Annotated in this window: 12 protein-coding genes; 2 read left to right on the forward strand and 10 right to left on the reverse strand. The window is 58.3% G+C overall.

Features of this window, described 5'->3' with window-relative positions; translation table 11 throughout:
- Positions 1–6: 6 nt before the first annotated feature.
- The 7 genes from VCJ09_RS15515 to VCJ09_RS15545 form a co-directional block, all read right to left on the reverse strand.
- Positions 7–1,359 carry a TadE/TadG family type IV pilus assembly protein gene (locus VCJ09_RS15515; RefSeq protein ID WP_324731042.1) on the reverse strand — a complete coding sequence of 451 codons (1,353 nt, stop codon included), beginning with the start codon at positions 1,357–1,359 and terminating at the stop codon, positions 7–9.
- A gap of 11 nt (positions 1,360–1,370) precedes the next feature.
- Positions 1,371–1,643: a hypothetical protein gene (locus VCJ09_RS15520; RefSeq protein ID WP_324731043.1), complete on the reverse strand. Its 273-nt coding sequence runs from the start codon at positions 1,641–1,643 to the stop codon at positions 1,371–1,373.
- A gap of 229 nt (positions 1,644–1,872) precedes the next feature.
- Positions 1,873–3,357, reverse strand: a complete 1,485-nt coding sequence (locus VCJ09_RS15525) for a type II and III secretion system protein family protein (RefSeq protein ID WP_324731044.1) — start codon at positions 3,355–3,357, stop codon at positions 1,873–1,875.
- A 205-nt stretch (positions 3,358–3,562) separates the two neighbouring features.
- A complete protein-coding gene (cpaB, locus tag VCJ09_RS15530) occupies positions 3,563–4,384 on the reverse strand; it encodes a Flp pilus assembly protein CpaB (protein ID WP_324731045.1) in 822 nt (273 codons plus the stop codon).
- 39 nt (positions 4,385–4,423) lie between these two features.
- Positions 4,424–5,749, reverse strand: coding sequence for an AAA family ATPase (locus tag VCJ09_RS15535; protein ID WP_324731046.1), 1,326 nt, complete (start codon positions 5,747–5,749; stop codon positions 4,424–4,426).
- 14 nt (positions 5,750–5,763) lie between these two features.
- A complete protein-coding gene (locus VCJ09_RS15540; protein ID WP_324731047.1) occupies positions 5,764–6,273 on the reverse strand; it encodes an A24 family peptidase in 510 nt (169 codons plus the stop codon).
- A 73-nt stretch (positions 6,274–6,346) separates the two neighbouring features.
- A complete protein-coding gene (locus tag VCJ09_RS15545) occupies positions 6,347–6,529 on the reverse strand; it encodes a Flp family type IVb pilin (RefSeq protein WP_324731049.1) in 183 nt (60 codons plus the stop codon).
- Between the two features lie 742 nt (positions 6,530–7,271).
- Here VCJ09_RS15545 and VCJ09_RS15550 point away from each other — a divergent pair.
- The gene (locus VCJ09_RS15550) at positions 7,272–7,892 is read left to right on the forward strand and encodes a methyltransferase family protein (protein WP_324731050.1); all 621 of its coding nucleotides are present in this window, start codon (positions 7,272–7,274) and stop codon (positions 7,890–7,892) included.
- A gap of 143 nt (positions 7,893–8,035) precedes the next feature.
- Here VCJ09_RS15550 and VCJ09_RS15555 read toward each other — a convergent pair whose 3' ends face one another.
- Positions 8,036–8,221 carry a hypothetical protein gene (locus tag VCJ09_RS15555; RefSeq protein ID WP_324731051.1) on the reverse strand — a complete coding sequence of 62 codons (186 nt, stop codon included), beginning with the start codon at positions 8,219–8,221 and terminating at the stop codon, positions 8,036–8,038.
- Between the two features lie 266 nt (positions 8,222–8,487).
- On the opposite strand from VCJ09_RS15555, the gene VCJ09_RS15560 reads away from it, so the two are divergent.
- Positions 8,488–9,345 (forward strand): response regulator transcription factor, encoded by an 858-nt coding sequence (locus tag VCJ09_RS15560; protein WP_324731052.1) that lies wholly within the window; start codon positions 8,488–8,490, stop codon positions 9,343–9,345.
- Positions 9,346–9,592: 247 nt separating this feature from the next.
- On the opposite strand, the gene ligA is transcribed toward VCJ09_RS15560, so the two are convergent.
- Together ligA and zipA are read right to left on the reverse strand one after the other, a co-directional pair.
- On the reverse strand, positions 9,593–11,968 hold the full coding sequence (ligA, locus tag VCJ09_RS15565; protein ID WP_324731053.1) for an NAD-dependent DNA ligase LigA: 2,376 nt from the start codon (positions 11,966–11,968) through the stop codon (positions 9,593–9,595).
- A gap of 419 nt (positions 11,969–12,387) precedes the next feature.
- Positions 12,388–13,218, reverse strand: coding sequence for a cell division protein ZipA (zipA, locus tag VCJ09_RS15570; protein WP_324731054.1), 831 nt, complete (start codon positions 13,216–13,218; stop codon positions 12,388–12,390).
- Positions 13,219–13,376: the final 158 nt, after the last annotated feature.

Below are 13,376 nucleotides of genomic sequence, written 5' to 3' on the forward strand. Positions count from 1 at the left end.
AACCGCTTAGGAGTCGGGACTCGGCGTGCGGTTATTGTCGATATAGGTCTTGTACAACTGGATGATGACCGGCCCGACATCGTCGACTGGCTTCGGCCCGGCCACGCCATCGCCCTCGCATTCCTTGATGAACTGGCCGAACACCTGGGCCTGGTTGCCTTGCTGGGCGACCGTCTGCAGCATGAAAAAACAACCGAAGTCCAGCACCGGCACATCAACCTGGCCGCCAGACACCCCACTGCAGTTGCCGATCACGATATTGAGCATGCGCCGCTCATGAACGCCGGTGCAGGTGCCGGAAACGGCACAGGCCGCGCTCGCCGCCAGCCAGTCATTCAAGTCGTACAGCGCTGTTGCGCCAGCGGTCAGATTCCCCCCCGAAGAGGTGACCGCCACCCCCTGATGCTCCACACGGGGCGGCGAGACGCTGTCGTTGTAAGTCATCTTCGGGTTGCTGAACTGAGTGACCCAGTCCGGCGGGTAGTTGGCGGCGGTCATGCCCGGGCCGTTGTACTCGCCGAAGCGGGTATTCAGGCCTTGGGCCACCGGCCCTACGGTGTTGCCGGGCTCGGTAGGCACCTTGTCGCCGACCACATTGCACTTCTCGATGCCGCCGGCCAGAGCGGTGCGCAGGTCGTTAGCCCCGCTTGAGCCGTCCAGGCGCAACAGCTGGAAGTTGCCCGGGCTGATTGTCGGGTCATTGCCGGCTGCGCTCTTGAGCACTTGCAGATCGCCAAAGCCATAACCCCAGTAGGAAGTCCCGCCATTGTTTGCAGGATTCTTGGTGGGATCGCCGCAGACCAGGAGGGGCTCGATCTTGCAGGGCGAGGCAGAGGGACTTGGTCCCGCAGTGGCAATGGCCGCCACGGCCTTGGCACCAAGGTTACCGGCCGAAAGAGACTGAGCGAAACGCCAGAAGAACCCGGCCAGCGGGTAGTCCGGCACCGATACTCGCACATAGGCGGCATCGGTTGGGCCGGGGAAGGAGAACGGGCCGTACACACTGTTGGCCAGCTCCACCACCGCGAAGGCGCCCACCCCGCCGCCGCCGATGCCAGTGCTCAACTCGCGATTGCCAACGGCATTGGCGTTGAGTAGCAGGGTATTGAGCGCCGCATCCCGCGTTAGAGTGGAGGCATTGCCGTTGCCGAACACTTGCTGCAAGGTCTTGGCTCCGCTCAGGGCCGCAGCATCCACGGCATTCTGCAGGCGCGTCTTGTTCAGCAGCATGTGGCCGCCGTCCAGGGCCAGGGCGGCCATCAACAGTATGGAGGCCAAGGCAATCACGATCAGCACCATCACCGCCCCGCGCTGGTGCGCTGGCGTCGCGGTGAACGGCCTTTGCATACGGGGTTTCATAGCCTTAACCCTCAATTACCTATGTTGATCTGGATTGGCTGCGCGACCTGGGCCGCATCACCGGTAACACCGCGGTAGCCGTCCATGACTTTCTCTATCACTGGGCCGTCGCTGCCGGTGGGCGATACGTCCGTGCCCGGGTTGGCGGCCAACTGCTTGTCGGCGATCTGCTGGTAGTGGGTCTGGTACACGCTGTAACCTAATGGCCCGACCCGAGCTTCGTCGTAGGTCATGCAACCGCTTGGCCCCAGCAACAGTAGCGTCAGAACGATCGTACGTTTCATGGTGGTTGCCTCCACTGGTTGATCCTGTGTGGCCCGCCGCGGCGAGCTACCCTTGCAAATTCGACTCTGCAGCTAAACCGTAGGATGGATTAGCGAAGCGTAATCCGTCGTTTTCCGCGGCATTTCGCGGTAAACGGCGGAAGCCCCTGCGGGGATTCCACCCTACGGTGTTGCCAGTCGCTCCTTCGTCCAACCTCCAACCTTCCAACCTCTAACGCCTTCCTTCCCGCTAATTCAAATCGTGGCCAAAATTACCCTCACTAGTCCCAAGGCTAACCGGCACCTGACGGCCCTCGCCACGACCCTTGGTTCTGCCGAGCAGGTAGAAATCCACATCGTTCGGCGCGACGATTTTCTCGGTCGGCAGGCGCACGGTGCGGGCATCCACCGGTTTGGCCAGGTGCGGCGTAACCAGGATCACCAGTTCGGTCTCACCACTAATAAACTCCTGGCTACGGAACAGATGACCGATCACCGGGATATCGCCCAGCCCAGGGAAGCGGCTGACAGAGTCACGAGTGCTTTCGCTGATCAATCCGGCGATGGCGATGGTCTGGCCACTACCCAACTCGACGGTGGACTGGGCACTGCGCTTGGTCAGCGCCGGCACCAGCAATGAAGACGAACCTCTTGTGGATTCTGCTTCCACTACCAGGCTATTAGCAGCCACCAGCTCGCTAACCGATACATTGAGATTGAGATTGATCCGCCCCGAGTCCAATACGGTTGGAAGGAATTTCACTCCCACGCCGAATTCCTTGAACTCGATGGTGATGCCATTTTCGTCGGAAACCGGGATAGGGAATTCGCCGCCGGAAATGAATTCCGCCTGCTGCCCGGTCAGGGTAGTGAGGGTTGGCTCTGCCAGTATCTTGGCCGAACCATTGTCCTTGGACGCTTCCAGTATGGCGTCGAAGAGAAAGCTCTCGGAAGCGAACTTAGCCAGAAAGCCCGTACTGGGACTGAGCAAGTTTTCAACCAATGAGCTGCTGTTATTGAACCCGCCAAACTCCCAATTTCCGCCAGAGCCGATGGCCAGAAAACGCACGCCGAGACGCTTGACCAGATCACGCTTCATCTCCGCCACCTTGACCTCCAGCATCACTTGCTGGCTGCCGCCGACGGTCATCAGGTTGATCACATCCAGCGATTGGGTCGGCGCTGCTACTGCGGCCTCGCCCTCACCCTGGACAATGCTGGAGGTTTGCGCGGTATAGGTCTTGGCCAGTTTGACTGCACTATCCATCGCCGCTGCACTGCTCACCTGGCCGCGCAGCACCAAGGCACCCTGGGCGCTATAAACCGAGATCTGCTCGTTGGGCAACAGCTCATGCAGCTTGCTCTTCAGCCCGCCGAGGTCATGCACCACCTCGAGGTCGAGGCTGTCGATCAGCCGGTTGCGGCTGTCCCACAACAATACGTTGGTACTGCCCAAGGCACGCCCGAGCAGGTATAGCTGGGTCGGGCTGGTGACCAGGATATCGGCGATTTCCGGGTTACCGACTGAAACCTTTTTTACCGGCGCGCGGGTGGTCAATACCCGTGATTTATAGATCGGCACCTGAATGTTGGTGACGTTGGCCGCCGGCATGGCGCTGACCCCAGGCACCGGTTCGGCTGCCTGCAGCACGGCGCTCGACAGCAGCCCTGCGCCCCCGCCAGTGAAGAAGAGAACGTACAACGCGAATGTCCCGATTCTCCGGATGATATCCATGCCCTACTCCTTTCGTGGTTTTGCGCTTTACCTGCTTATCAGGAGCACCGGACTTGCCGATGCGAATACCGTTGCCTATGCCTCATCCCTGGAAATGGAGAATCAGGGATGAGCCACTTAATCTTCGCTGCCAACTGCCGTTGCCTATGCTCTACATCTTTATGCATCGCTTCGCTTGGCCTCACTCCTGCTACCTCATCCCTGCTCAGAGCTGAACCTTTGTCGCCTGCACATCGATGCCGCGAATAATGGTGACCCCAGCACTGCTGCCACTGCTGCTGCGGCGGCGGATCACTCGCTTGGGTGCTTGAGGTACCGGCGCTGGGGCGACCATTGCCACCGCTTCCGCCACTGGCGGCAGCGGCTTTTTCTGGTTATCCAGCGGGTTGCGCAGAGCCAGCTGTAGCGTGCCTTCGGTTTGCGCCTTGACCAGGATCTCCGTCTCTTCCGGGGTCATTTCCAGGGTCACCGCACGCACCACCACCGGTTGAGTCTTGTCGGTACTGGCAGTCTGATCCACGGCAAGCACCCGCAGGTCCTCGAGTATGGTTTCCGATTTGGCAGTGTTATTGCTGCCATCGACCTTCTTGGTCGCCAGCACATCGACCCGGTTACCCGGCAACAGGAAGCCGCCGACACCGACCACATCGTCCACCCGCACCGAGATGGCGCGCTTGTCCTTGTCGATCAACGAGGCCAGGGTGCTGCCGCCGAGATGCTCGGCCAAGCGAGCGCCGCGCACTATGTCGCCACGCAACATGGTAAAGGTGGCGATCTGGCCCACTACTTTTTCAGTGGCGTCGAATGCATCGTCCGGCACCGTGCCCGTGGGCATACGCACCAGGGTCACCTGCTGGGCCTCGACCATCTGGCCGAAGGGAATTTCCGCCGTGGCCACCACCACATTTTTCATGTTGTCGTCAGGCTCTTCGTTGAGCCGGGCACTCAGCCAGTTGTTGGCCATAAAGGCCGCGCCCAGGCCGAGGACGAGCGAAAGACCGATCAATACAGGCGTGCGTGAGTTCATGACGGTGTCTCCTTAATTCGACTGGCGTCGTACTGTTTTTCAACTGGCGGCGAGGCTGACGAAGTAGTTGCGCCAGGCCCAGGTCAGCGTCTTGGGTGTCAGGGCTTGCGCGTCATCCACGCCCTGGTAGCGCTGGCGATCCAGCGCCATGCCCAGCAGGTCCCGTGGATGGCAGGGCAGTAACGGCCGAGCCTCCACGCGATGCAGCTGTTCGATGGCATAGGCAACCAGTTCTGGGTCATAGGGGATACCCAGCTTTGCGCACTCCTGCTGCCAGATGCGCTGGTACTCATCGGCGTGCAGGTGGTCGAAATGCAGCTTGTAGCCAATCCGCCGGAGGAAGGCCTCGTCGGCCAATTCCAGGGGATTGAGGTTGGTGGAGAACACCAGCACCAAATCGAAGGGGATCTCGCAGTGGCGGCCACCACCCAAATTGAGGTAGTCCTTCTTCTCCTCCATCGGCACGATCCAGCGGTTGAACAGGTCAACCGGCGCCACCCGTTGGCGACCGAGGTCGTCGATGATGAAGATGCCGTTACTGGCCTTGAGCTGCAGCGGCGCCTGGTACAGACGGGTGTAAGGGTCGAAGCGAATATCCAGCATGTCCAGGGTCAGTTCGCCGCCGGTGATGATGATCGGCCGCTGGCACTGCAGCAGACGGCGGTCGATGCCCTGGTCAATACGCAAGCTGCGTTGCTTGACCTCGACAGGCAGCGGTTTGTGCACCTGAGGGTCGAAAATCTCCACCACCGCCTCGCCGATAGCGATGGCGCGTGGTATCCAGACGGCCTCTTGAAAAAGGCGGATCAGCCGTTGGCTGATATAGGTCTTGCCGGTACCGGCCGGCCCGTAAATCATGATCGCCCGGCCGGAGTTCATCGCCGGGCCGAGCTGATCGAGTAACGCGTCCTGCAGCACTACACCGGCGAACGCTTCGCGCATGGCCTGGGCGTCGATCCGGCTGTTGTGCACCGTTTGCGCCGCCAGTAGTTGCCGGTAGCGCTCCACCGGGTAAGGCGCCGGGCCGATATAGCCGCTGCGCGCCAGGGCATCCTTGGCCGCGCTTCTGCCACGTTCGGTCAAGCCATAGCGCAGGCCCTGCCCGCCGGTCTGGCCGAGCACCTCGATACGGCCGTCCTTGCGTTGATAGCCGAGCACTTCCTCCAGCACCGAGCCGGTCAGCGCCAGACGCTCAACCAACTGGGCCATATCCAGTACCCCGGCGTCGTGCAAATGCTTGCATATCAGATCGCCAAGAAAGTTGTCTGCCAGACCGGTTTCAGCCACGCTGCGCGGCTGCGGCGCCAGGCGTTGAACCGTTTCCCACTCGCTTGGGCAGTTAGCGTTGTCGTTTATGGCGTACATAACAACCTCCTTGGTTATAGACTGATCGGCTGCCAATACAGGCTGGCAACAGTGCCGAGCAGGATCGCTAGCGCATAAGGGAAGCGCTGCCGGGCAGCGTCATCAGCGCCTGGCTGAATATAAGTTCCCAAACTTGCCATAACCCAATACCTACGCACAAAACGGAATAGCTGTTTCTTATAGAGCAGAATCAAAACACCCAAGACTCCGCCCGCAATTAAACTGAGCATAGCGGCCCAGAATGCGTCGGTGGCGCCCAGATAACTTCCCACCACAGCGATCAACTTTACATCCCCAGCCGCCATGCCCGCAAAAATATAGAGCGGCCAAAAACACAGAAACCCAACCACCAAGCCACCAGCCCAAGTAATCATGCCATCTAGACCATTGAGTCCCATCTGCCCTGCTGCTGAAGCCGCCACTCCCAACAGGAGGAAAAGGTTGGGGATGCGGTGCGACCGGATATCGGTACACACCGCTCCCACTAGCATGGAAAATAGTGGAACTGCCAGAAGCGCTTCCAAAGTAAAACTCCTTTCTTTTCTCCATCATCACCATTTTTAGCCAAGCGCTAACTTTCCACCAATCACGACAATTTTAGCCCCCAAGCGCGGTATTAATACCGTTAATAACGCCTGTCACCGTAACGCCGAGAGTTCGGAACGCCGCAACCGTAACTGCAGCAATCAACCCGCCTGCCACGGCATACTCCACAACGGTCAAGCCGTCTTCGTCTTCAACGAACTTCATCACCGCAGTCTTGATTGCTTGAATAGTCATTTTGTCCACCTCACTCGAGTGATTATCTCTTTGCGAAGGCGTTGCGTTTTGCTCCGCCTGCTTCAACCCTAGTTTCCGGTCGAAAAATCGGTTAGGAGTTTTTTGCACATCACTGGTAATTTTTTACAGGCTTGGACCGAATCGGCTGCTTGACGGGTTCGCTGATTCATACTCGCCGGCTCAAATCTGACCTGAGATTGACTTGACCTCGCGACGATTCAACTCTCCCCTTGCCTGTTTGCAGAACGAAGTATTGGCAGGAACTATGAGAGGCCATCCTCAAGAAAAATATTCAAAACATTTCGCTCTATCGATTATGAGGTTTTGATATTTGCACTGATTGCGCCCTGAGCTTCTATCTATAAAGGCATCCACCAGTGCCTAGGAGTGGCAAAGCGAAGCAAGTCAAAAGAGGCGACTGCATGTGAATACACACGCTGGAATCACGCCACAGCTGCTGCAGCTCGACACTGCCCAGAGTCAGCACATATCGAAATGCATCCTTGCATTTTCGAACACATTCCAAGTCAATCTGATGCATGGTTCGAGTGCTGCCGGAATGAATCAACAGCAGCGCTCAGAAATGATCCGCATGCACTACCATCATCCACAAATTCTACTTAAACCTGCTCTAGTGGCGAGCAAAGATTAGGCGTCGTAAACTTCGACAAACATGCTGACAAGGCAGCACTCGGAGGAGCTGGCGAATTTAAAAAATCCACCTATTAGAGGGCATACCGACATGAATTCATTATCCGCAATACTGCGATCGAGCCGAGCCAATTTTTACAGCGGAGTTGTCCTCGCAACGATCTGGGGATTTTTTGCTTATGCACACATTTTGAAGTTTCAGATGACGCACGAATTGGCGCTTCTTTTGTTTTGTTTCGCCGAAACACTGACAGCAGCCATGTATATTTTTCGAAGCGACCCAAAGACTTTGTCAATCGTTCCGTTCGATTGGCTGATAGCGATTATTGGAACCTTCGCTCCACTGTTATTTCGCCCGACAACCTGGGGAGTACTCCCTTGGGCAAGCATTGTGATCATTCTGGGGGCAACCATTCAGATATTAGGCGTTGCCTCTCTCAATCGCAGTTTCGCACTTGTTGCTGCAAAGCGGGAAATCAAGACAACCTGGATGTACCGCATTGTGCGCCACCCGATCTATGCCAGTTATTGCCTGACCTTCACAGGTTATGTGCTGACCAACACATCGACTGCGAACATTGCTGTCTACGCGATCTCTATTGGATTTCTTTGCGCACGGATATTTCGCGAAGAAGCGCACCTTGCTCTTGACCCCAAATATCGAGAGTACATGCACGACGTTCGCTATCGACTCATTCCGTATATATTTTAGTGACCGCCTACAAGGCGATCCGGCCCTGAGGTTTCCCCTCAAATCTACCCAAGGCCCTGAGCCTGTTGATGTACCTCTTGGCGCAGAGCCAGCTCTACCTCGATGAAGCTCGCCGGCGTGTCTTCCGATCCATAGCGATACAACTATTCCATGCCTAAGCGCCAGAGAGATAACGCGCGTTTATGCGCAATGCTGTTGCTTTGAAAGCGCTGCTCATAGCCTGCCAGCCGGGCCTTTAAGCCAAGCAAAAAAACCAGGTAGTTAGCCAGGGCGGCAATCAGCAAGAGTATTTCAATGCGCTTCGCGCAGCGGCTGCGGTGAGGCAGCAAAACCCACCCTTCTCGCAGAGTGACTTATATCCAGGAAATCCCAGCAATTCGCGCCTTTCCAAGAATTTATCTGCAAATCACCCGAGCAAATCTAGGCATTTTGTCGAACAGGAAATCACATATAAAACATATAGATTCATTTGCTTATAGCCAATTGATCATATCACCTATAGCTTTCTGACCCTAACTGTAAGGCGACCGATGCACTTCTTGCTCACCTGTAAAGAAGATAAGAATCATCGGCAACAAAACTGTTTAGGGTGCATATGAACACACAGACTGAAATCGCTCCACGGCTGCTGTGGTTCGATCTGACGCACGATAAATCGGCCTCGGACTGCATGGCTGCTTTCACCAGCGTGTGCCAAATCAATTTGGCGCGGGACCTGAGTGCTGCAGGGATAAACGCACAGCAACGCCCGGACATGATCTGCATGCATTACGATCGACCGGACACCATGAGTCTCAACCTGCTGATCGAGGTCAAGCGTGCGGTGCCCTCTATCCCGATCACCATGCTGACCATGCACCATTCGGAGGAGCTGGCTGTCTGGGCATTCCGATCTGGAGTCTGGGATTATCTGGCGTTACCGCTGGTACAAGCAGAGCGCAATCGCTACCTCAAGACGCTGCGAGAGCTTTGCAGCCTACTGCGCAACAGCGAATTACCGAGACAGAAAAAATTGCTGACGCGCAGCAATGACTTGCCAGAAAGCGTGCGGCTCACCGCCGATCACCAGAAGCAACGCCCCCTGCAAGATGCCATCCAATACATCGACCTGCACTTCAAAGAGCAAATCGAACAAAAGCAACTGGCCAAGCGCTACGGCATGACGCCTTTTCGCTTTAGCCGACTGTTCAAACAGACTTACGGGGTAGGCTTTATCGAATTCATCCAGCTCAAGCGCATGGAAAAAGCCGAGGCACTGCTGAGCAACAGCAAAATGTCAATCACCAGCATCGCCTATGCCGTAGGGTTCCTGGACCCCTCCTATTTTGCGCGAATCTTCAAGCTGCATTTCGGCTGCAGCCCCAGTGACTATCGTAGTATTGAGCCAAACCCTGAACAGACTGTCGCGACCTTGCGATCATCGAGCAACCCTCTCACCGAAGAAATGTGTTGAGCTGCGTAGGGTGGGTTAGGCGCCTGTCTCGGTCGACCATTGCGTTCCACTTTGCATGGCGCCGTAACCCACCATTGCAGCCGACCGGGCTACCGCTGTTCATATGCAATATCTGCGACCTCGTAGCATCGCGCCGAGGTCACGGAACGCCGCCCGGACCCTCCCACAAAAACAGTCCCGTAGCCCGGATGCAATCCGGGAAAATCGCCAAGAGCTACGGATTAAGCTGGCTCAACGATTTTCGGTCTCAGACAACGCCGTAATCCACCATCAGCGCGACGAACTCTGCCTCGTCAATCACCCGCACGCCCAGCTCGCTGGCCTTGGCCAACTTGGAGCCGGCGCCCGGCCCGGCGACCACGCAGCTGGTCTTGGCCGATACCGAGCCGGCCACCTTGGCGCCCAGGCTTTCCAGTTTGTCTTTGGCCAGATCGCGGCTCATGACTTCCAGGCTGCCCGTCAGCACCCAGGTCTGTCCATCTAGGGGCAGGCCTTCGATGGCTTTCTTCTCGCTGTGCCAATGCATGCCGAACTCACGCAACTGCGCCTCGATGGCGCGTGCATGCTCGACATTGGCGGGCTTGGCGAAAAACTCGCGCAACGCCTGCTTGCCCTTCTCGTTGAGGCCCTTCATCACGCTCAATTCCAGCCAGTCCTGGCTGAGCTCGATTACCCGTTCGAGGCTGCCGGCCTTGTCCGCCAGGTTCTTCGCCCCGGTGACGGCGATGCCGGCAATATTCAGTTTGTCGAGCAAGCCCGCCAGCGTCGCGCAGCCGGCGAACTCCGGGGGTACCCCACCCTCCTCCTGCAACTCGAGGCCACGTTCGAGTAACTGGGCGATCACCTTGCAGTTGTGCGCGTCGCGGAAAAATCGATGAATTTCATAGGCGACTTCCAGGCCGACATCCGGCAGGTAGGTCAGCACTTCCGGCAGCGCCTGCTCGATGCGTTGCAGCGAAGCCAGCGCGCGGGCCAGCACCTTGGCGGTTTCCACGCCGACATCGGGAATCCCCAGGGCGTAGATGAAGCGCGCCAGGCTCGGCTGGCGGCTGGCGGCGATGGCTGCCAGCAGGTTGTTGCTCGACAGTTCGGCAAACCCCTCCAGACCGACGACCTGCTCGAACTTCAGGGTGTACAGGTCGGCCGGTGAACTGACCAGATCTTCGTCGACCAGTTGCTCGACGCTTTTTTCGCCCAGCCCTTCGATGTCCATGGCGCGACGCGAGACGAAATGGATGATCGCCTGCTTGAGCTGGGCTGCGCAGGCCAGGCGGCCGACGCAGCGGTAGATCGAGCCTGCACTGAACGACTCCTTGCCCTTGCTACGTTTGACCAGCTGGGTGCGCTCGACGTGGGAGCCGCATACCGGGCAGCTCTCGGGGATCTGTACCGCGCGCGCATCGGCCGGGCGCCGCTCGGCCACCACCTGCACGACCTGTGGAATCACGTCGCCGGCGCGACGGATGATCACCGTATCGCCGATCATCACCCCCAGCCGGGCCACTTCGTCCATGTTGTGCAGGGTCGCATTGGATACCGTGACACCCGCCACCTTGACCGGCTTCAAGCGCGCCACCGGGGTGACGGCGCCAGTACGACCGACCTGGAACTCGACATCCAGCAACTCGGTCAGCTCCTCCAGCGCCGGGAACTTGTGGGCGATGGCCCAGCGCGGCTCGCGGGCACGAAAGCCGAGTTCACGCTGGTAGGCCAGACCGTTGACCTTGAACACCACGCCGTCGATTTCATACGGCAGCGCGTCGCGTTTGTCGCCGATGGCGCGGTAATAGGCCAGGCACTCCTCTGCGCCTTTGGCCAGTTTCAGCTCGTTGCTGATCGGCAGCCCCCAGCCTTTGAGCGCTTTAAGGATGCCAATATGGCTGTCCGGTAACTCACCCTGCACCTGACCGATGCCATAGCTGCATAGTTGCAACGGGCGACTGGCGGTGATCTTCGGATCGAGCTGGCGCAGGCTGCCAGCCGCGGCGTTGCGTGGGTTGGCGAAAGGTTTGCCCGCATTTTCCAGTTGCCGGGCATTCAATGCCTCGAAGCCGGCCCGGGACATGAACACTTCGCCGCGCACTTCCAGCACCGGCGGCCAGCCGCTGCCTTGCAGCTTGAGCGGAATATTGCGGATGGTGCGCACATTGATGCTGATGTCCTCGCCGGTACTGCCGTCGCCACGGGTGGCGCCGCGTACCAGCAGGCCATCGCGATACAGCAGGCTGACGGCCAAGCCATCGAGCTTGGGCTCGCAGCTGTATGCCACCTCGGCGCCACCACCGAACAGGTCGCCGGACGGCAGATCCAGGCCCTCGCGCACGCGGCGGTCGAAGTCCAGCAGATCGGCCTCCTCGAAGGCGTTGCCGAGACTGAGCATCGGCACTTCATGCTTGACCTCGCCAAAGGCGCTCAAGGCGCTACCGCCGACGCGCTGGGTCGGCGAGTCAGCCGTCACCAACTGCGGATGCTCGGCCTCCAGCGCCTTGAGCTCGTTGAACAGGCGGTCGTACTCGGCGTCTGGCACGCTCGGCTCGTCGAGCACGTAATAGCGGTAGTTGTGTGCATCGAGCTCACTACGCAGCTGGGCGATGCGTTCGGCGGCGGTTTGGGTGGCGGACATAATTCACAAGCCGTAGCTGCAGGCGTGAAGCTGGAGGCGGCTGCCGGGTATTTCCGGCCCTGGCGTCCAGTTCAACCTTTGGTTGATATTCAGGCGCAGGATTCTAGCCGTTTGCAGGCGGGCTTGCCTGGGCTATGTGGCCGCGAGGCTTCTGCCGCTGAACGTGGTTGGTAGCAGGAGCCAAAAAGCCAAAAGCATCGCGCCGGGGTCGGCCCTCCCACAAGAGCAGCGGACACCACCAAACCCTGCAGGAGGCGCGACCTCGCGGCGATAGGGGCCGCAGGGCCGCTAAAAAGCCAAAGCATCGCGCCGGGGCGGCCCTCCTTCTACAAGTTTGTGGGGAGCCTGCGGAATCAGAAAAACAAAGCCTCAAGCCAAGCGCGCGGCTTGTAGCTTGGGGCTTATCGTTTGCAGCAGGTTTAGCGTTTGTTGGTCAACTGCTTGCGCTCATATTCGACGATGCGCTGACGGTAATGCTCGATGGTTTGCGCGGTCATCACGCTGCGCTGGTCGTCCTTGAGTTCGCCGTTGAGTTCGTGGGCCAGCTTGCGCGCGGCAGCGACCATCACGTCAAACGCCTGCTTGGGATGACGTGGCCCCGGCAGGCCGAGGAAAAAACTCACGGCGCGGGTGTTGAAGCCTTCTATATCATCGAGGTCGAAAGTGCCCGGTTTGAGGGCGTTGGCCATGGAGAACAGTACTTCGCCTTTACCGGCCATGCTCTCGTGACGATGGAAAATGTCCATCTCGCCGAATCGCAGGCCACTTTCCAGAATATTTTGCAGCAGCGCCGGACCCTTGAAGCCATCGTCGTCGCGGGCGACCACATTAATCACCAGCACTTCTTCGACCGGCGGCAGCTCTTTGCTAGCGTTGGACGCCTTGTCCTTGCGCGACTCGCTCGCACCCTCATCCACTGGATTGAGCAGCGTCGGCACCGGCTCGTCTTGGCCCAGATTGAGGTCACCCTGTTGCGGCTCGCCACCGCTGCGGCGGCGACTCAGCTCGCGGGCGCTCATCGAGGGCAGATCGTGTTCGTCCAGCGACGGTTCCTGATGACGATCGATAACCCGTGGCGTGCTGAGCAAACCTGGATCGCTATCGGCTTCCGGCAGATCGGCAAAACTGCGGTCGAGTTTGAACTTCAATTTTCCCTTGCCACCGCGCATGCGCCGCCAACCATCGAACAAGATGCCGGCTATCACAATAATGCCGATGACTATCAGCCATTCGCGCAGACCGAATTCCATGAAATACCTTGACCCCTGATTGAAAATTTTATGAAAAAAGGCGTCCTGCCCCGACTGCGTCAACTCTAAACCGTGGTGCCAACCCCATGTTCTGACGGGTGTTTCTCACGTGTAACAAAAGTGGACGATAAGCTAGCACGACAAAAGATAACTTTACA

Origin of the sequence: Pseudomonas paeninsulae (assembly GCF_035621475.1) — a bacterium.
GTDB lineage: Bacteria > Pseudomonadota > Gammaproteobacteria > Pseudomonadales > Pseudomonadaceae > Aquipseudomonas > Aquipseudomonas paeninsulae.

What these genes read in the sequence shown, in the direction of transcription:
- cpaB (WP_324731045.1), bottom strand. Translation starts at nt 4,384, where the DNA reads ATGAACTCACGCACGCCTGTATTGATCGGTCTTTCGCTCGTCCTCGGC.
- VCJ09_RS15545 (WP_324731049.1), bottom strand. Translation starts at nt 6,529, where the DNA reads ATGACTATTCAAGCAATCAAGACTGCGGTGATGAAGTTCGTTGAAGAC.
- VCJ09_RS15550 (WP_324731050.1), top strand. Translation starts at nt 7,272, where the DNA reads ATGAATTCATTATCCGCAATACTGCGATCGAGCCGAGCCAATTTTTAC.
- zipA (WP_324731054.1), bottom strand. Translation starts at nt 13,218, where the DNA reads ATGGAATTCGGTCTGCGCGAATGGCTGATAGTCATCGGCATTATTGTG.
- ligA (WP_324731053.1), bottom strand. Translation starts at nt 11,968, where the DNA reads ATGTCCGCCACCCAAACCGCCGCCGAACGCATCGCCCAGCTGCGTAGT.
- VCJ09_RS15515 (WP_324731042.1), bottom strand. Translation starts at nt 1,359, where the DNA reads ATGAAACCCCGTATGCAAAGGCCGTTCACCGCGACGCCAGCGCACCAG.
- VCJ09_RS15520 (WP_324731043.1), bottom strand. Translation starts at nt 1,643, where the DNA reads ATGAAACGTACGATCGTTCTGACGCTACTGTTGCTGGGGCCAAGCGGT.
- VCJ09_RS15560 (WP_324731052.1), top strand. Translation starts at nt 8,488, where the DNA reads ATGAACACACAGACTGAAATCGCTCCACGGCTGCTGTGGTTCGATCTG.
- VCJ09_RS15535 (WP_324731046.1), bottom strand. Translation starts at nt 5,749, where the DNA reads ATGTACGCCATAAACGACAACGCTAACTGCCCAAGCGAGTGGGAAACG.
- VCJ09_RS15525 (WP_324731044.1), bottom strand. Translation starts at nt 3,357, where the DNA reads ATGGATATCATCCGGAGAATCGGGACATTCGCGTTGTACGTTCTCTTC.